We start from the raw sequence: 17,736 nt of genomic DNA on the forward strand, positions 1-17,736 counted from the left end.
CCCGGCGAAATCAGATCCGGAACTTAGGGCAAAAGGGATCGGCATCAAATCTGTCATACGACTTGAACGGAGAATTGATCGGCCTGTGTCCTGACGTCGATCGGTGCCCGGAAACGCCTGAGGCGCAAGGCATTGGTCAAAACGAAGACGCTGGACAGTGCCATCGCGCCAGCCGCCAGCATCGGCGACAGGAGCGTGCCGCTCAGCGGATAAAGCACGCCAGCGGCTACTGGGATGAGCGCGATGTTGTAGGCAAAGGCCCAGAACAGGTTCTGGCCGATGTTGCGGATCGTTGCCTTGGAGAGCGCGATCGCGTTGGCCACACCGCGGAGATCGCCCGACATCAGAACGACGTCGGCACTTTCGATGGCGATATCCGTGCCGGTGCCGATCGCTATACCAACATCCGCCGCAGCAAGCGCCGGGGCATCGTTAATGCCGTCGCCTACGAAGGCGACGCGAGCGCCGTGCTCGCCAAGCCGCCTGACGGCCTCGACCTTGCCGTCGGGCAATACCTCGGCGACAATTTCGTCGATACCGATACGCCGCCCGATCGCCTCAGCAGTACGGCGGTTATCACCGGTCACCATGGCAACCCGAAGACCAAGCGCATGCAACGCCTCTATTGCCATTGGCGTCGATGCTTTGATCGGATCGGCAACGGCGATGATCGCGGCAACCTTGCCGTCGATGGCAGCATAAAGCGGAGTCTTGCCTTCGTCGGCAAGGCGCACTGAGGCTGAAGTGAAGGTTGAAATGTCCAGGTCGAGCCGGGTCATCAGACGATCGGCACCAATCTGGATCTTGCGTCCTTCGACGACAGCACTCACCCCAAAACCAGGAAAGGCCTCGAAGTTCTTGATATCCGTTGGCACGAGGCCGCGCCGTTCGGCCGCCCGCACAATCGCCTCGGCGACGGGATGCTCCGAGCGAACCTCCACCGAGCCAACGAGCCGGAGCACATCGGCTTCGACAAAACCGTCCGCCACCACGAAATCGGTCAGTTCGGGCCGGCCTTCGGTGAGCGTTCCAGTCTTGTCGAGAGCGATGACCGTAGCATCACGCAGTGTCTGCAGCGCCTCGCCCTTGCGGAAGAGCACGCCCAGTTCGGCCGCCCGCCCCGTACCGACCATGATCGAGGTCGGCGTGGCGAGGCCCATAGCGCACGGGCAGGCGATGATCAGCACGGCAACAGCGTTGACCAGCGCGAAGGACAACGCAGGCTCCGGTCCTAGCACAAGCCAGGCCCCGAAGGTGAGCAAGGCGGCCGCGATAACAGCCGGCACGAACCACGCAGTCACCTTATCGACGAGCGCCTGGATCGGCAGCTTCGAGCCTTGGGCCGATTCAACCATGCGGATGATCTGGGCGAGCAACGTCGCCGAGCCGACCTTTGTGGCGCGGAACGAGAAACTGCCGGTCTTGTTAATGGTGCCTCCGACGACCTCCGCGCCCACGCCCTTGGCGACAGGTAGCGGTTCGCCAGTCATCATGGACTCGTCGACGAAGGATGATCCTTCGACGATCACACCGTCGACCGCGATCTTTTCGCCCGGGCGGACCACCACCACGTCACCGACCCGTATCTCGGCGAGCGGCACCTCGACGGTAACGCCGTCCTTGACGACGCGCGCAGTCTTGGGCTGCAGCCCGACGAGTTTCTTGATTGCCTCGCTGGTCCGCCCCTTGGCCCGTGCCTCGAGAAAGCGGCCGAGCAGGATCAGCGTCACGATCACGGCCGCTGCTTCATAATAGACGTTGGCAGTGCCTTCCGGCAGGACACCAGGGAGGAAGGTCGCGACAAGCGAGTATGCCCAGGCGGCACCCGACCCAAGCGCCACCAGCGCGTTCATGTCCGGCGCGCCCCTAAGAAGCGCCGGCATTCCTTTCCTGAAGAACCGCAGGCCGGGGCCAAACAGGACAATCGTAGTCAGCACGGATTGCAGCCGCCAGTTCCAGTCGCCGAGCGTCATCATTACCCAGTGATGGAATGCGGGCACGAGATGGGACCCCATTTCGAGCATGAAAACCGGCAGCGTCAAAAGGGCAGCCAGCGCAAGCAGACGGCCGAGGACGCGAATCTCCGCCTCGCGCCCGTCGCGGTCGCGGTCCTTGTCTGCGCCCGGCAAGATCTGGCGCGCCTCGTAGCCGACTGCCGCCACCGCTCTTTCAAGCGCCGCGGGCTCGATAGTGCCCGCGACGATCCGGACGGTGGCACGCTCGGTTGCCAGATTGACGCTGGCATCGGTCACGCCCGGCACAGCCTTCAGCGCCTTTTCGATGCGCGCGACGCAGGAAGCGCAAGTCATTCCTTCGAGGGCGAGCTCAATCGAGTCCGCGCGCGTCTCATAGCCAGCGGCCGAGACTGCCGCGATAACGGGAGCAATGTTCGGCTTGCCGGCAAAAGTCACCTCGGCACGTTCGGTCACCAGATTGACCGATGTCCCAACAACACCCGGCGCGGCGGCGATTGCCTTTTCGACGCGCCGCACACACGAGGCGCACGTCATGCCCTCGATGCCGATCTGAATTGCGGAACCAGGAACCGAAACGGGTCCAGCTGACGTGTTCGGCGTTACGGCGTTCATGGGTTTGCAACTCCATTCTGGGTGGTTGCTACTCCATATAAAGGTTCCCACGATAGGAAGGTCAAGGGGATAAATTTCAATCAGCACTCCAACGCAACCGCGACGATTACATCGACGAAAAAATAGGCCCTTGACCTTCCAACGATGGGAAGCCCCATAACGTCTTCATCAGCAACAAAAGGAGAGCTGCTATGTTGAAATTGAAAGTTCCGGATATGAGCTGCGGCCATTGTGCCAGCACGATCGAAAAAGCCGTAAAAAGTGTCGATCCTGCAGCTAAGGTCATAGTCGACCTCGGCGCATCGACGGTCGCCGTGGAAACCAAGGCGAACGACGCCGCTATCCGCGACGTCATCAAGTCTGCCGGCTACGACAACGAGAAATTGGCGGCCTGAAGATACACGCGCGGTCGGCGCGGATAATAAACGCGCCGGCCACGTTCATTGTACCAAGGCTTGGTACGTTGGGCCGTCTGATAGAATGCGCGAGAAACCAAGGGCGGATCCTCATGCTCATCCAACCGATTGATTATTTTCTCGTTGCCTGGTTCGCGATTGCGGCCGCCTCGACGCTCTATGTCGGCTTCGATCAGTACCGCAACAACCCCGAACCGGTCGTGATGAAATGGGGTTTCATCCTCGTCACTCTCTATATGGGTCCGCTTGGACTGCTGCTTTATGTGCTTGCCGACAAGGAACCCCGCCCGGGCGAGCACGAGGACTTCACCAAGCCTCTGTGGAAGCAGGGCGTCGGATCGACCATCCACTGCGTTGCCGGAGATGCGACGGGCATCATCCTCGCTGCCGTGATCACGGCAGCACTTGGTCTACCGATGTGGCTCGATCTCATCGTCGAATATCTCGCCGGCTTCGCCTTCGGCCTGTTCATATTCCAGTCGCTGTTCATGAAATCGATGATGGGCGGCACCTATTGGGAAAATGTCCGCAAAAGCTTCCTGCCAGAGTTCATCTCCATGAATTTCATGATGGCCGGCATGGCCCCGGTGATGAGTTTTCTGATGATGGGCCGCGACATGCGCGCGATGGAACCCACAGAGCTCTTGTTCTGGGGCGTGATGTCGATCGGCGTCATTGCCGGCTTTGCGCTCGCCTACCCTGCCAATGTCTGGCTGGTCGCACGCGAGCTGAAGCATGGGCTGATGACGGTGCGCCCGCAAGCCGCCGAACCCGGTCAGGAGACAAAGCACGCGCATGGCGGGGCATCCGACATGGCGGAAGAAGGCCATGCCGGACATACCGGGAAGACCGCGCCTGCGAAAGCACCGACGAAAGCGAAAGCACCGTCACAGGCGAAGGCATCGGCTTCCCATGCAGCACAGGCTGAGCCCGCCAAGGGGCAACATGCGGGGATGGAAATGCATCAGGCTGGCAATCACGCCCAGCAAGGTCATGACATGGCTTCCCACGCGGGCAAAAAGAGCGGTGGCCATCAAATGGAGACGGACGCCACGACGCCGCAGATCACCGCCCTCGGCGTGGTGTCCCTGATCGCGCTCGCGATCGGTATGATGGCGCCGGCGAACTGGTTGAACCTGACCCTGTCGGCCCGCGATGTCGGCGGGGCGATCATGCCACCCGGCATGATCATGGACCGCGACACGCCTGCCGCAGCAATGCGCGACATGGCGGCGGTCGATCCCAGGCTGGTGAGCTTCAAGGCTGATCCTGCGGCGCAAGGAGGCACGGTCCTCGAACCGCGAATCGAGAACGGCGTGAAGGTATTCGATCTCGAGGCTTCGGTTATCCGCTGGTCGATTCTGCCCGGAGTGACAGTCGAGGCCTTTGCCTACAACAAGCAGGTTCCCGGTCCTACGCTGCGCGTTACCCAAGGGGATCGGGTTCGCATCAACGTCACCAACCGACTACCCGAAAGCACTACCGTGCACTGGCATGGCCTCGACGTGCCCAATGCGATGGATGGACCGGCCCACGTGACGCAGAGGCCGATCGAACCCGGTGAAACTTTCTCCTACGAATATACCGTTGAACAGTCCGGCACCTATTTCTATCACACCCATGATCATGTCGACCGTCAGCAGGCGCTTGGCCTCTATGGCGCTCTGATCATCGACCCGAAGAATCCGGCCGACGCAATCACCGCCGACCTGGAATACACCGTTCAACTCCAGGAATGGCTGAAACGGGAAGGACTGACCTTTCCGTCCATGCCGATGGACGGCGGCTTCCCTAATTTCTTCACCATCAACGGCAAGTCTTACCCGGCGACGGACACGATCAAAATGAAGGTGGGTCAGTTGCTCAAGATCCGTTTCGTGGGATCAAACACCACTGCCAGCCATCCAATGCATATTCACGGTGGCCCGTTCGAGGTCGCCGCCATCGACGGCGCGACGCTGCCCCAGAGCGCACGGTATACGGCTGACACCGTCAATGTCGGGCCTGGGCAAAGGTTCGATGTCCTGTGGCGGGCGCTTCGGCCTGGCAAGTGGCTGCTGCATTGCCACATCCCGCATCACACGACGAACAACAATGTCGAGGAGAAGGGCGGCGGCGGGCTAACGATGATCATCGATGTTAACTAGCGTCGGCCGAGGTTTTTGATCGATGCCCCCAGTCTCTGGTGTTTCTTCCGACGCAGCCGAGCTGCTCGATTGTCTGATTGTTGGAGGAGGACCGGCCGGTTTGACAGCGGCGATATACCTTGCTCGGTTTCACCTCTCCGTCCTGGTGGCAGATAGTGGTGAGAGCCGGGCTGATCTGATCCCCCTCACCCGTAACTTTTCCGGCTTTCCCGATGGGATCGCAGGGTCCGAGCTACGCGCGCGCATGCGGGAACAGGGAGAACGCTACGGTGTACGCCATTGGCCTCGAAAGGTCGTTTCCTTGAAAGGAGGGCCGGGCTTGTTTGTGGCCCACACAATGGAAGGGATGTTTCAAGCGCGCACCGTGTTGATGGCAACGGGCGTCTTCAACCGGAGACCGAGCATGCCTGCCAATGTCCACGATGAGGCTCTGTCGCGTGGCTTATTGCGTTATTGTCCAATTTGCGATGGCTATGAGGTGACCGATAGCGCGGTCGCGGTGATAGGAACCGGCGAACACGGAACCAACGAAGCGGAGTTTCTGCGCAGTTACACCGCCAATGTGACGTTGATCGCACCGACGGGCGATCATGAGCTCGACGCAGCGCAAAGATCGCGGCTCGATAACGGCGCCATTCAAGCAGTTGACGGCCCGTGTCTCGGTTTTGAACTGTTGCAGGATGGCATCGCGATCGCGACACCGACTGGCCGCCGCTTGTTCGCGACGGTCTATGCGGCGTTAGGGTCCGATGTCCGATCGGAACTTGCGGCTGCGATCGACGCCGAAGTATCGCGTGACGGATGTCTTATCGTCGACAAACACCAGAGAACCTCGGTAGCCGGTCTATATGCGGCGGGCGACGTGGTGCGCGGGCTTGATCAGCTCTCCTATGCAATGGGACAAGGCGGTGTCGCCGCCGTTGCAATCCGCAACGACCTGGCTCGCTCGACCCCGTTGCGGCGGTAGCCTGGCGGGATTCGCGAGACGACTTCCGATGGGTGCACCACGTGCTGTGTTGCCCGTCTACAAAGGTCCCATAGGGCCATCCTGCTGATGTTCTTCATCATGATCGCCGTGCCTGCGGAAAGCGTTGCCAGCACGCTCCCTGCCTGAGAGATGGTGACCGGCAAAATACCTGATCTTTATTATCCCAAGAACAAGCAATATCCCCATCACTACATACCAGATCGGGTTCGCCGCTGAGACTCCACCAAGGCCGTTGCGAAATATCGAGACGGCTGCGCCCGCGTGCAAGATGACCAGCGCGGTCGCAGCCAGCGCCGTTGCTACCATCGGAATGATCCGCCTGCGCCCATGAACGGCGACGTGGCCAATCTCATTTGGGCCGATCTTGTTGAGATCGAATCCGGTGAATTCCTCGGCCTGTATGCTGGCCTCGCTCACGCCTGAGCCGCCGAGCATCGTCTTCATGGCGCTGACCATCTCCGGCAGCCCGGAAATGTAATAGACCGGAAGCAGCGGATCATCGACGTGCCTTGCAAGCATGAAATGGTCTATACGCCCGGTTTCGCCCGTCCAAGAACGCTGCGAGCCTGCCATTTCGGTCATCGTCGCAACCAGCTTGAAAGACGGGTTTCGCGCCGCCAGCTCTTGCAGGTCCGCCAGATAGGCAGCGTCCTCCGGCCGCCGGTTCGAGTAGAACAGCAACAGCCTGTGCGGCAGCTCTCGCTCGATTGCGTCCTTGATCATCGAGAAGGCCGGAACGATGCCAATGCCTCCGGCGAGAAAAACTGCCGGCCGCGAGGGATCCTCATGCAGCGCAAACGCCCCGTGCGGAACATCCAGCAGCACCTGGATGAGAGCCTTGTCCCCGATTTGTAGGCGGCCCAGAACCCGCTTGAATGCGGTGTCACGCATTCTCATGACGATAACCAGGTCGGCGTCCTCCGGCGTACTGGCGAGTGAGAAAAACCGGCTGTTGCCCTCGCGGTCCATTTCGGAAGGATCGATGAGCGTCATCCGCACATGCTGTCCTGCCTTGAACCGAAAACCGTCCGGTCTCTCGAAGACGAAAGCCCAGCTGTCCTCCGCGATCTGCGTCTTGCCCCTCAACTCCACTTCAAATGAGGCCGGCTTCATCGAAGCGCCTGAGCGGCCATGCATGCGACGATAGCGATCGTGATCCATGAGGGGTCTTCCTTTGCGTCGCGATAACACACCGTGTGTGCCGAGGGCTCGGCGGCCTTCGTCACATCATCCTCGATCGGTCGGTTGTTGTGGACGGGCCCCCACTCACAGTGGTGTTGCACAATTGGACAAGGTGTACGTTAATGGGCATCCAGTCCAAAATCCTTTTGCCGGACAAATCGATACGAACGTCTAGTACCGGGCAGTCTGTTCGATTTGAGCGTGAATGGTGATGCATATGACAAAGCCATCGATCGACCGCCGCGTCGCCCGCACCAGGGCCACGCTACACCAAACCCTGATGTCCCTGATCCTGAAACAGGGCTACGAAGCGATCACCATCCGGGATATCTGCGACGCGGCCAACGTCGGTAGATCGACCTTCTACGCTCATTATACGAGCAAGGAGGATCTGATGCGAAGCGGCATCGAGAACTTGCGCCAGGTGCTCCTTGACCGGCAGCGGGACGCTTTGGCAACTCCAGGAGATCGTAGCCATCGAAGCCTGGGGTTCAGCCTGACATTGTTCGAGCACGCCCGCGACCATATCGACCTTCACCGGGGGCTCGTCGGCGGCGGCACGGTTGCCCTTGGCATCATCCGCCAAATACTGTCCGATGTGGTCCGCGATGAAATTGCCGCAACCGGCGACAAGAAATCATCGGACGCCATTCCGCGCGAACTCGTCGTCCAGTATGTCGTTGGCGCCTACATGGCAGTGTTGACCTGGTGGCTCGACCGCGGCGCGAAGCCGCCGCCCACCGAGGTGGATCGGATGTTTAGGCGCCTGGCGACCGATGGAGTCCTGCCTCACCTTGCTGAAGGCGGCTCGCCTTAGTCGACAAGGTCAGGTGCTGTCGGACAGTCGGCGGAACTGGTGTTTCCCTTGCAGATGCCCTTGCGTCGAGTCTGACGAGATTGGCGATAGTCGCTAAAGGCTATCCGTGTATCCGATCGTCGGCCCGTACAATCTCGTCGTCAGCGTTTTGTACAAGCGTAGGGATAGTTGTCCCGCCTGTTGGCGCCCAACCCGACCGTCCTAGCCGGAAGCTTTTGCTCGTCGCTCTGACGAATCTCACCTCGTCGAGGTCCCATGCCCGACACTCCAGATGGATCTCTGGCCGCTCGATGCGAATGAGATTGAAAGAATTTGCCTCTTGGCGGCGGCGTAAGGAAATCGCTGTGCCAGCTTGGATCAGCAAGGCGGAGTAGCCCTCAATATTGTATCGGACCGCACTCGAACCCATGCGGTTCAGATGCAGATGTCCCGACAGGATCACATCGACGCGGCTTTGTGAAAATACTCCCATCGCCATCCTCGCCCGCCCGACGATACCGTCATCGTCATTCGCACTGGCCCCTTCGAAGGGATGGTGTGTCACCACGATCCGTGTTGTCTCATCCGGCTGATCGGCAAAACTTCGTCTCACCCACGTGAGCTGCTCGCTGTTGATACGGCCTCCCTTGATCGTTAACGACCGAGCGGTGTTTATCCCAGCGATGGCCAACTCCGGATCGGCATAGAACGGGTCGGTATCTGCCGTGATATAGCGTTTGTAACGCGACAGCGGCGTGAGGGCGCGCGCGAACAGGTTGTAGAGCGGGACATCATGGTTGCCCGGCACGACGAGCTGCGGGCATGGCAACGTGTCGAGAAAAGCACGTGCCTGCGCGAATTCTTCCTTGCGCGCGCGCTGCGTCATGTCTCCCGAGACGACAACAATGTCAGGATCGGATGCTCGAACCTCGGCAGCGAGTGCATCGGAAACGATCTGGTCGATCCTGCCAAAATGCAGATCGGAAAGATGGGCAATCGTCTTCATCAATCCGATACCTCACCAGCATCATGCGTTTCGAGGGGTGGCCTTCGTCAAGACGGGTGCGAGAACCCGCAGTGCACCAGGCCGTATCCGATAATGCACAGGAGTTGTCGCCTCGACGGTTTCACCGTCCATCGCAATTCGAATGTGTCGTCGGCGCGCCCTGATCTTAAGATTTTGCACCCGGAATAGTTCCACATCGTTGACTGGGTCGATCAAACCGAAGGCGATCTTGAAGGGTAGTAGGGCAAGTCCCCACCAGGACTGTCGCTTCACGACATAGACACACAGTTCCCCGGAGGTAAGGCTGCTGCGGTGGCCGAGATTGCTCAAATCGTAGAGATTGTTGCCAACGAACACGCAGAGGGTCCGCTGTTCTCGCCCCTTGTCGTCGATTGAGATTCTGACCCTCTTCCACGATGAAGCCTTGAGCGTGCGGACAAGCGCCGGACCGAGCGCGGCAAGTTTTCCGACTCCCAGCCGCTTCTGCTCGGCGGTCCGTTCGGCGACGAGAAACGGATAGATGCCGATGGATGAGTTGTTGAGGAAGACCCGGCCGTTCACCTCAGCAACATCGATTTTCTGCACGTGGCCCGCCGCGATGACGTCCATGGCCGCTTCCAGATCGTTCGGCAAACCGAGATCCCTGGCGAAATGATTGAGGGTGCCTAGCGGCAGGACGCCAAGCACGACATCTGTTCCCGCGACAACCGACGCTATGGAACCGAGGGTGCCATCGCCGCCGCCGACCACGAGCGTCCGCGACTTCTTGCCACGCGACTTCGAGACTGCGAACTTACGCGCCATCTCGGCGATCTCGCGGCCCTTCGCAAGGCGCACCTCGGTCTCGATCCCTCGCGCTTGGAATCCATTGCGAAGGCGGTTTTCCATGTCACCGCTGTCGGCGCCCTTGATCGAGCCAGCCCCTGCATTGAGGAGAACCAAAACTGTCATATGTGTGCCACTTGCTAAGGAGTGAAACTGGTATCTTCTGCCCGTCTCATGCACCTGATAATTGCGAGGCGTCACCTCCAGGAGTCCTCTGGGTTATCGGCTGGCAGACCCTTCCGGCAAAGCTCCCATTCCTGGATTGGCGGGAATACTTCCTTCACGGGCCAGCAGGACCTGACCATCCCAAACGGGGGTTGACCTATGATCGGCCCGGGTCACCAAGCGGCCGGCGCCGAGAGACGCAGCAAGAAGGTCGCGGGGCCCGTTCGCGTCGGGCTGCGCCTGTGCCAGCGTGAAGAGCGGGAAGCGATTGCCCAGCCTCTCGTCGACAACGGACCCGATCCAGAGTTCCGTCAGATGGCCGTTCCGCAGGTCAATGTCGGTTGCCCACATGCGAAGCACGAAGCGCGAACTGGTCCCGTCCGACTCGGCGCGCGGATGGACCAGCGTGAGACTCGGCAAGCGCCCGCGCTCGATATAGGGCGACGTTGGAAGGTCTATCGGACCGGGGTGCGGCGTGAACCAAACGAGAGCGCCGGCCAACGTCCACGGAGCTGGCGAGCGCCAGCCTTTTTGCGCCAAATCTGCTTCGAGGCGTTCCAGGCCGCCTGCCCATTGGAATGTCAACGGTTCCTCGGCCTCGCCCGCGAGATCGATCCGCTGCACAGGCGATTGCTGCCAATCGCGCGCCCACCAAGCCGCCGCGAGGATCGACGGTGCCTCGTATTGGACTGCGTAGCGCTCCATGTCCGCAGCGTGACGGCGATAGACATTGGCACCGCCTGCGACGACCAGGCCTGCGCACGCCACGATCAGGAGACCTCCGGCGCCCTTTTCGGTCGGTTGATGATGCAAGTAGGCAATGCAGAGCAGGGCCAGCCATGCCGTAGCGAACGCCAGTCCGCCCGCCACGTCGGAAAACCAATGGGCACCGAGATAGAGCCGGGAGAAGGCGATCAGGGCCACCAAGACGGCCGCCGCAAGCGCAACCGGGAGACCCCAAGCTGGCCGAACGCGCCGTGCGATCAGGAAAGCCAGAAAACCGTACAGCACGGCGTTTTCTGTACTGTGGCCGCTTGGAAAGGAAAAATCGCTCCAACCGGAATAGAGGTTCTCGGTGGGACGGGCGCGATGGAGGGCCACCTTGATGCCCGTGTTGATGGCTGAGGCGCCGCCGATGGCTGCCACCCAGTAAGCGGCGGTGCGCCAGGCGCGCTTCCAGGCCAGCCAAAGGAACACGAGGACGGCAATCGCAATCACGACAGCCGTGTCACCAAGTTCCGTGAAGCTGACCATCAAGGAATCGCCCAACGGCGTTCGGAGATCCTGAAGGATTTGATAGACTGCGGCATCGGTGCGCACCAGCGGATCGCCGCTGACGACATCCTCGAGGATGCCGAAGAAGGTCCAGGCGGCGGTGACGAGCAGCAGTGCCAGCGCCGCGAGTATTTTCGTTTCCTTCTGGGCCGGATCGAGCAAGGAGCGGATTTGACGGCTCGTCCAGGTATCGCGAGCATCTGCCCAGCGTCTAAGGCGCTCCAGATAGACCAGAAGGATGGGAATGCCCCTGCGTACCATGTGACGCACAACCCAAACGATGACCCACAGGATAATAATCAGCGCGACAAGGAGCACCGCGAGCCGACCCGCGGCAGCGCCGGCAAAGCTGAAATACGCGCCGACGAACACGCCAGGCAAGATGTGCGAAGGCGCCCAGACGAATGCCGAGAGGATGTTGGCGTAGTAGAACCGACGGGCCGGCATTCGCAACATGCCTGCCAAGAGCGGGATGAAAGCGCGGACGCCCGGCGTGAAGCGCGCCATAAAGACGCTCTTGCCGCCGTGCCGTTCGAAGAATGCCTCGCTGCGCGCGATGAGTTCGCGATAACGGTTCAACGGCCACCGCAGGAGGATTTCACGGTGGTAGCGATGGCCAAGCCAGAAGGACAGCCCGTCGCCGACGATCGCGCCCAGAAAGGCTGCGATCAACATCGGCCAGAGCATTAGCACGCCGCTCGGGACAAGAGCCGCAAGGCCGACGATGATGGCCGTTCCAGGAACGATGGCGCCGATGACCGGAACGGACTCCGACAGAGCCAGAAGAAAGATCGCCGCATACGCCAGATGCGGGTGCGAAGCGATGTAGTCCGTGAGCGCCAAGAAAAAAGACATTATCGTCCCTCGTTTTGGCCGATGATCCGCAACACCCGGCGGAGGCTTTTTACGTGGGAGGGGCTCATTGGGAATTCGCTCCTCTGACCAGGCCCGGCGGGTTTGCGAAATCTTCGCGAATGAGTTGCTCGGAGCCCGGAATGAATTTCCCGTCATGGCCGTAGCGAAGCGCCACGACGGCGTCGAAGACGTTGTCGGGCCAGTACCCATCCGGCAGGACTGCGTGCGGGTCGCCACCCAGCGCCTCTATGATCTGCGGCAACGTGCCGTGATGCCAGGCAATGAGCACAGACTTTCGGTGGTTTTCGGTCATCAGTGCGTGAACGAGGCCCGCGATGTTCTTGTTGTCGAATCTCAAGTCCAGCGGAATCCCGAGTGCCCGGCTTAACGGCTCCAAGGTCAGGCGTTCGCGCGCGCTATTTTTGGAATCTGCGGTCGCTATCAGCGTATCAGGGCGAAACACGGCGCCGTTCAGTGTCAGATGCTGAAAATATCCGACATACGCCTGCGCGCGTGCCTCCCCCGCGGGAGACAGCCCTGTCCCGCTATCGGGCTTTTCGGCATGACGTATGATCAGCACCGTCGCATCCGCGAGGCCCGCCGTTTTAGCTTCGAGAGCAGCGCTGGTGGAAACCGGGATCACGAGCGACAGGACAAGCACGACGTAGGCAACGGCACGCAAGCGGGTGCAATTGAGCCGGTTCGGTGAAAAGGATTCGTGCGCCATTTTTGAGCCCTCTCGATTTTCGAGCTGCGGCACCTGCCCCGACATCAAGGATTTCGTCGACGCTCATTTAGAGAAGTCCGGTCACCCATCGATCGATCCGGGTGCCCTCCCGATAAGCTATCCGGACCAGCCCGGCGGCGATAAGCGCGGTCGCGATCCCGCCCAGGATGTCCCCGACATAGTGGGTGCCGACATAGACACGGGAAATCACAAGGAGCAGGGCGGCAGCGAAGAACCACAGCGCCTTGCGGACACGGGCGTTGAACACATAGCTGAAGACAATGGCAAAGCTGGCGGTGGCGTGGTCCGATGGAAACGACGGATCGGCGCTGCGCGCTATCAGGAGGTGTGAAACACCTGCGTCATAAGGGCGTACGCGATGGACTAGGAGCAGAACGATCTGGTTGAGAGTCAGTCCAAGCAGGAACGACAGGCCGCAGGCGACCGCAACGTGCCTCTCGGTACGACCGCCGCCACCCCACCACCAGGACGCCACCACGGCCAAGATCAACAGGGGCACGCCTGCCTGCGTGACGGCGACCATGAACACATCGATCAGGTTGTTGTGCCCTGAAAGGTTGTTGATCCAGCCCGTAACCTGCGCATCCAGTTTTTCCATTCCATCACCATTCCATTTCGAAAAGAAATCGCGAGACGGCCTGCTGTCATGACGCCTTCCGCTTACCCAACCTCGCTCGGACAGGGAGCAGGCCCGCCAAGGTCAGCAAAGTGAAGACAGCGCCAGCGAGGAAAGTGCCTTGCGGCCCTGTCATGTCCCAAAGCGCGCCAGCGACGACACTGGCGACGAGCAGTGCCAACCCGGTGACGAGGTTGAACACGCCAAAGGCGGTTCCGCGCAATTCCACCGGAGCCGCGTCGGCGATCAACGTCGCCAGCAATCCTTGGGTGAAGCCCATGTGCAGCCCCCAGAGGACCACTCCGATCACAAGTCCGATTGTCCCCGGCGCAAAAGCGAGCACCAGATCGGCTGCGACGAGCAAAAACAGGCCAACGATCAGGATTGTCAGGCGGTTCACGCGATCGGACAGCACGCCGATAGGATAGGCCGACAGAGAATAGGCGAGGCTCATGATCACCAGGACAATAGGGGCTAGCACCAGGGGCAGGCCGATCGATTGCGCGCGCAAAATGAGGAAGGCTTCGCTGAAGCGGGCAAGCGTGAACACTGCCGCGATCGCCACAACCCACCAATAGGTCGCCCCCAGACGGCGTAGTTCGTCGCGATGCAGCGGCATACGGACACGGCGCTGCTCCTTCGGGCGCTCCGGTTCTTTCACGGCGACGAGGATCAGACCAAAGGACAGGAATGCCGGAATAACGGCAATCCAGAACACCGCCTGAAAATGATTGGCCGTGAGCCACATCAGGCCGATGGCGAGGAGCGGACCGATGAAAGCGCCGACGGTGTCAAGCGACTGGCGCAGGCCAAAACTTGCGCCGCGCAGATGCGGCGGGGCGATGTCGGCGACAAGCGCATCGCGTGGCGCGCCGCGAATGCCCTTGCCGACACGATCGATGAAACGCGCTGCGATGAGCCATTCGATCGAATGCGCCAATGGGAAAATGGGCCTTGTGAGGGCCGCCAGGCCATAACCGAACGCGGCGAGGAATTTGCGCTTGCCGAGCCAGTCGCTGATAGCGCCGGAGAAGACCTTGGTGATCGAGGCGGTTGCTTCGGCAATGCCCTCGATGATTCCGACGGTCAGAGCCGAGGTTCCGAGCACCGTCACCATGTAGATGGGCAACAGCGCGTGGATCATCTCCGACGAGATGTCCATCAGCATCGAGACGAAGCCGAGGACCCAAATGCCGGTGGGAATCCCTTGCCGGGCTCCGGAGCGATCCACTGTCTCGGCTGTCATCGCCCCACCGTCATGCTAGCCGCTCACCTCACCGATTTTCATCATGAGCGTCGAAGACCCGCTGAGCGTAGCTGTCGAGCAAAGCCTCGCAGGCTCGCAGCCGTTCGGCTGCTTCATCCGCAAGTGTCGCACCGTAGAAATCGAGTTTTTTGATCTTCTCCAGCCAGCCTTGGAGCTTCTTCAGATCGGTGTCTTCCTCTTCGAGTTCGGCATAGGTGAACTTGTCGATAGAGATCTCCTTGGCGATCTCGACCTCGAAACCAGCGCACCGACCGAGAAACTCGCGGTACTGGTCGTCGCGATCCGCCTTGAAGCGGGCGACCACCTTGTCCTCTTGAGCGCGATCAAGGGCGACCGTTTCCAGGATGACGGATTCGCCGCCCATCTTGGAAACGTCGTTCTCCAGCATTTTCAGCCGGCGCACGTGATCGTCGGTCTTCGGCAAAAGGCAGACGCCGTTCTGCAGGTAGATCGCGCCCATCCCCTTCAGCCGCCGCCACAGCGCAACGCGCTTCGTCGCGGGCTCCGGAGGTACCTTGTACGTCAGAAGAAGCCATGTCGGGACAACCATGGCTTCAGCCTAATGCAACGACCGTAACAATTCAACGGAAACCGATAGCATTCGCGCTACTTTTTTCGGCTGGTTCCCCCAGCAGTCTGACGATCGGAGCCAGATTGTCCGGCAAGACGAAAGCACTGCCAAATCTGAGATGATCGCGCGAATGTTGCTCAATGCGGTTGTTGAGATAGGAGGCTCGGGCGGATCCCGATCGGCTTCAGCAGCCTTCCGATCGATCCCGTTTGCTGTATCGCATAGCAAGGGACCTCGCGCTTTTGCCTGTGGGGCAAGCTATCCCAATCCCGTAAGCACTGATATGTTCAATTAAATCAGTGGCGTGGACGCGCAGAGGGAGGCCCCATGTCAACTTCTGATTTCAATTTGAGCGACGTTTCAGCTCAGGATATCGTCGAGACCGTTCGCGACGGGCTTCTGGTTCTTGACGCCGAACTAACCGTCGTTTCGGCCAATAACGCCTTTTATTCGATGTTCGCGACTGCGGCCGAGACGACCATTGGCCGCCGCCTCTACGATCTGGGCAATGGCCAGTGGGACATCCCGGCGTTGCGCGTGTTGCTGGAGGAGATCCTTCCGCGGAAAACCACCGTTGAGGCTTACGAGGTCGAGCACGTCTTCCCGGATGTGGGTCCGAAGACGATGCTTCTTAACGCCCGTAAGGTTCACCGTCCCGGGATCAGCTTCGATTTCTTTCTCCTGACGATCGACGACGTGACGGAACTGCGGAATGAACAACGCAAGGCGACGATCAATCTGCGCCTGGGCCAGACCATCGCAGATACGGTGCGGGATCCTCTTGTCATTCTGGATTCCGACATGCGGATAGTCACCGCCAGCCGGAACTTCGTTCTTATGTTCGGGGACAGCGCGGAAGATGTTGTTGGCAAGCGTCTCGAAGACCTCAAGCAGGGTCAGTGGGATGTCGCGGCGCTGCACGCCTTGCTCGACCACGTCGTGCCTGACGATCGGCCATTCGACGACTTCCTGCTCGAGGACGAATTTCCGCTGCTCGGACATCGCATCTTCAAGCTGTACGCACGCAAGATACAGGTTCCAGGCAACCTGGGCACGCAGCTTCTCCTCGTCTTCGAGGATGCTACCAAGGAAACGCTGTTTGATCGTCACCGGAATGTTCTGGCCGCCGAGTTGGCACATCGGATCAAAAACAGCTTGCAGGTCATCTCGTCCTTTGTGAGCTACGAGCTCCGGCGGGCGGCCGACCCGTGCGTGGAAGGCTATCGCGCCATGCAGGCACGCATCAGCGCGGTCGCGGAACTCTACGACGTGATCGCCAAATCGAGTGCCTTCGGGCCAGTCGAGATCGAGGCCTACCTGGAGGGCATCGCGTCGAGCATCCTCCTCAAGCCTTCTTGGCGCGAATTCCGGCATCGAGATCGCTGTCGATGCGGAACCGCTCACGATCGTGGCCGATCATGCTGTTCCGCTCGGCCTGATGGTCAACGAGCTTGCGACCAATGCGATCAAATACGCGTTTCCAAAAGGCACGGGCCGCATCACGCTGGGCTTCCAGCGGCGTGATGGCGAGGTCACCCTTACCGTCGAGGACAACGGCGTCGGCATGAATCCGGCCGGCGGCGAATCGGGCATGGGATCGCGGTTCATAGCCGCTTTCGCCCAGCAGCTCGGAGGAACACTTGCCAAGGCGTCGGCCGGGACCGGGACAACCTTCATCGTCCGGCTGCCGCTGACCGTTCTTGCCGGAAATGAAAGTTCTGCCGCATCGTAACGTTTCCAGGCCTTCTTTCAAAATCCAAGACAACAACTGTCAGCCCAAAATCCTTCTGACTCCTGTTTGGCCACTCGTAAAGATCAGGCAGCGGATGGGGTCGAATCCTTGCCGTTTGCCAATCTTGAGCCGACCTTTGCTGCAACAGCCCACCGGGCGCAAAACATTAAGTTCCAATTCGACCTTCATCGGGCTGGCCGCGCGGCGCCGTGGCTCTTGGTATCATTCGCCAGATACCTCCGATGTGGGTCCACGGTGACGCCGTGCCGCGTGAAGTCTCGACAAACGGACAAGGCCGCACGCGGCCACGAAAGGCGGGCTCGTCGTGACTAAATGCCGAGCATCTTCTTGGCTTCGTTGAGCGCAGCCTCTGATCCTGCATGATCGCCGGCCGCATGCAATTTCTCGCCTTGGGCACGCAGTTCTTTGACCTTGGTCATATCGGCCTCCGCGAGGGTCGCGGACGGCAACGCCGCGTCGATCGCGGCCATGATGGTCGGGGATGAATTCGCAAAGGCGGCCGCTGGGATGACCGACAAGAAAAGCGCAAGTGAAATTG

The 17,736-nt window shown here is 60.3% G+C and carries 16 protein-coding genes; 6 read left to right on the forward strand and 10 right to left on the reverse strand.

The annotated features are described in order from the left end of the window. Positions 1–53: 53 nt before the first annotated feature. Complete coding sequence (locus tag J0I79_RS11325) at positions 54–2,588, reverse strand: heavy metal translocating P-type ATPase (protein ID WP_292857755.1); 2,535 nt, start codon at positions 2,586–2,588, stop codon at positions 54–56. Between the two features lie 191 nt (positions 2,589–2,779). On the opposite strand from J0I79_RS11325, the gene J0I79_RS11330 reads away from it, so the two are divergent. The 3 genes from J0I79_RS11330 (at position 2,780) to J0I79_RS11340 (ending at position 6,118) form a co-directional block, all read left to right on the forward strand. Then, a complete protein-coding gene (locus J0I79_RS11330) occupies positions 2,780–2,983 on the forward strand; it encodes a heavy-metal-associated domain-containing protein (RefSeq protein WP_292857758.1) in 204 nt (67 codons plus the stop codon). 113 nt (positions 2,984–3,096) lie between these two features. Continuing rightward, positions 3,097–5,151: a multicopper oxidase domain-containing protein gene (locus tag J0I79_RS11335; RefSeq protein WP_292857761.1), complete on the forward strand. Its 2,055-nt coding sequence runs from the start codon at positions 3,097–3,099 to the stop codon at positions 5,149–5,151. 22 nt (positions 5,152–5,173) lie between these two features. Beyond that, the gene (locus tag J0I79_RS11340; protein WP_292857764.1) at positions 5,174–6,118 is read left to right on the forward strand and encodes an NAD(P)/FAD-dependent oxidoreductase; all 945 of its coding nucleotides are present in this window, start codon (positions 5,174–5,176) and stop codon (positions 6,116–6,118) included. A 57-nt stretch (positions 6,119–6,175) separates the two neighbouring features. Here J0I79_RS11340 and J0I79_RS11345 read toward each other — a convergent pair whose 3' ends face one another. Beyond that, entirely contained in the window at positions 6,176–7,300 is a 1,125-nt protein-coding gene (locus J0I79_RS11345; RefSeq protein ID WP_292857767.1) for an FAD-dependent oxidoreductase, read from the reverse strand. Between the two features lie 238 nt (positions 7,301–7,538). On the opposite strand from J0I79_RS11345, the gene J0I79_RS11350 reads away from it, so the two are divergent. After that, on the forward strand, positions 7,539–8,138 hold the full coding sequence (locus J0I79_RS11350; protein WP_292857770.1) for a TetR/AcrR family transcriptional regulator: 600 nt from the start codon (positions 7,539–7,541) through the stop codon (positions 8,136–8,138). A 100-nt stretch (positions 8,139–8,238) separates the two neighbouring features. On the opposite strand, the gene J0I79_RS11355 is transcribed toward J0I79_RS11350, so the two are convergent. The 7 genes from J0I79_RS11355 to J0I79_RS11385 form a co-directional block, all read right to left on the reverse strand. Further along, positions 8,239–9,123, reverse strand: coding sequence for a metallophosphoesterase (locus tag J0I79_RS11355; RefSeq protein ID WP_292857773.1), 885 nt, complete (start codon positions 9,121–9,123; stop codon positions 8,239–8,241). 21 nt (positions 9,124–9,144) lie between these two features. Further along, a complete protein-coding gene (locus J0I79_RS11360) occupies positions 9,145–10,074 on the reverse strand; it encodes a diacylglycerol kinase family protein (RefSeq protein ID WP_292857776.1) in 930 nt (309 codons plus the stop codon). 93 nt (positions 10,075–10,167) lie between these two features. Then, positions 10,168–12,243: a bifunctional DedA family/phosphatase PAP2 family protein gene (locus J0I79_RS11365; protein WP_292857779.1), complete on the reverse strand. Its 2,076-nt coding sequence runs from the start codon at positions 12,241–12,243 to the stop codon at positions 10,168–10,170. A gap of 64 nt (positions 12,244–12,307) precedes the next feature. After that, positions 12,308–13,015, reverse strand: coding sequence for a hypothetical protein (locus J0I79_RS11370; protein WP_292857782.1), 708 nt, complete (start codon positions 13,013–13,015; stop codon positions 12,308–12,310). Between the two features lie 22 nt (positions 13,016–13,037). Beyond that, a complete protein-coding gene (locus tag J0I79_RS11375) occupies positions 13,038–13,589 on the reverse strand; it encodes a phosphatase PAP2 family protein (RefSeq protein ID WP_127385889.1) in 552 nt (183 codons plus the stop codon). A gap of 46 nt (positions 13,590–13,635) precedes the next feature. After that, entirely contained in the window at positions 13,636–14,853 is a 1,218-nt protein-coding gene (locus J0I79_RS11380) for an MFS transporter (RefSeq protein WP_127385890.1), read from the reverse strand. 28 nt (positions 14,854–14,881) lie between these two features. Further along, entirely contained in the window at positions 14,882–15,424 is a 543-nt protein-coding gene (locus tag J0I79_RS11385; protein WP_136620802.1) for a Chromate resistance protein ChrB, read from the reverse strand. 348 nt (positions 15,425–15,772) lie between these two features. Here J0I79_RS11385 and J0I79_RS11390 point away from each other — a divergent pair, with 348 nt between their 5' ends. Next, positions 15,773–16,969: a PAS domain-containing protein gene (locus tag J0I79_RS11390; RefSeq protein WP_292857790.1), complete on the forward strand. Its 1,197-nt coding sequence runs from the start codon at positions 15,773–15,775 to the stop codon at positions 16,967–16,969. Continuing rightward, the gene (locus tag J0I79_RS11395) at positions 16,884–17,177 is read left to right on the forward strand and encodes a sensor histidine kinase (RefSeq protein WP_292857793.1); all 294 of its coding nucleotides are present in this window, start codon (positions 16,884–16,886) and stop codon (positions 17,175–17,177) included. Before J0I79_RS11390 ends, J0I79_RS11395 begins: the two co-directional genes overlap by 86 nt. 329 nt (positions 17,178–17,506) lie before the next feature. Here the strand turns inward: J0I79_RS11395 and J0I79_RS11400 are convergent, their stop codons facing one another. Then, the gene (locus J0I79_RS11400) at positions 17,507–17,734 is read right to left on the reverse strand and encodes a hypothetical protein (RefSeq protein ID WP_292857796.1); all 228 of its coding nucleotides are present in this window, start codon (positions 17,732–17,734) and stop codon (positions 17,507–17,509) included. Between the last annotated feature and the right edge of the window lie 2 nt (positions 17,735–17,736).

Origin of the sequence: Mesorhizobium sp., assembly GCF_017306585.1 — a bacterium.
Classification (GTDB): domain Bacteria; phylum Pseudomonadota; class Alphaproteobacteria; order Rhizobiales; family Rhizobiaceae; genus Mesorhizobium.

Bases quoted from the DNA above. Each gene is read 5' to 3' on its own strand.
- J0I79_RS11385 (WP_136620802.1), bottom strand. From the start codon at position 15,424: ATGGTTGTCCCGACATGGCTTCTTCTGACGTACAAGGTACCTCCGGAG.
- J0I79_RS11340 (WP_292857764.1), top strand. From the start codon at position 5,174: ATGCCCCCAGTCTCTGGTGTTTCTTCCGACGCAGCCGAGCTGCTCGAT.
- J0I79_RS11375 (WP_127385889.1), bottom strand. From the start codon at position 13,589: ATGGAAAAACTGGATGCGCAGGTTACGGGCTGGATCAACAACCTTTCA.
- J0I79_RS11360 (WP_292857776.1), bottom strand. From the start codon at position 10,074: ATGACAGTTTTGGTTCTCCTCAATGCAGGGGCTGGCTCGATCAAGGGC.
- J0I79_RS11330 (WP_292857758.1), top strand. From the start codon at position 2,780: ATGTTGAAATTGAAAGTTCCGGATATGAGCTGCGGCCATTGTGCCAGC.
- J0I79_RS11335 (WP_292857761.1), top strand. From the start codon at position 3,097: ATGCTCATCCAACCGATTGATTATTTTCTCGTTGCCTGGTTCGCGATT.
- J0I79_RS11365 (WP_292857779.1), bottom strand. From the start codon at position 12,243: ATGTCTTTTTTCTTGGCGCTCACGGACTACATCGCTTCGCACCCGCAT.
- J0I79_RS11355 (WP_292857773.1), bottom strand. From the start codon at position 9,123: ATGAAGACGATTGCCCATCTTTCCGATCTGCATTTTGGCAGGATCGAC.
- J0I79_RS11350 (WP_292857770.1), top strand. From the start codon at position 7,539: ATGACAAAGCCATCGATCGACCGCCGCGTCGCCCGCACCAGGGCCACG.
- J0I79_RS11370 (WP_292857782.1), bottom strand. From the start codon at position 13,015: ATGTCGGGGCAGGTGCCGCAGCTCGAAAATCGAGAGGGCTCAAAAATG.
- J0I79_RS11325 (WP_292857755.1), bottom strand. From the start codon at position 2,588: ATGAACGCCGTAACGCCGAACACGTCAGCTGGACCCGTTTCGGTTCCT.
- J0I79_RS11345 (WP_292857767.1), bottom strand. From the start codon at position 7,300: ATGGATCACGATCGCTATCGTCGCATGCATGGCCGCTCAGGCGCTTCG.
- J0I79_RS11380 (WP_127385890.1), bottom strand. From the start codon at position 14,853: ATGACAGCCGAGACAGTGGATCGCTCCGGAGCCCGGCAAGGGATTCCC.
- J0I79_RS11395 (WP_292857793.1), top strand. From the start codon at position 16,884: ATGGTCAACGAGCTTGCGACCAATGCGATCAAATACGCGTTTCCAAAA.
- J0I79_RS11390 (WP_292857790.1), top strand. From the start codon at position 15,773: ATGTCAACTTCTGATTTCAATTTGAGCGACGTTTCAGCTCAGGATATC.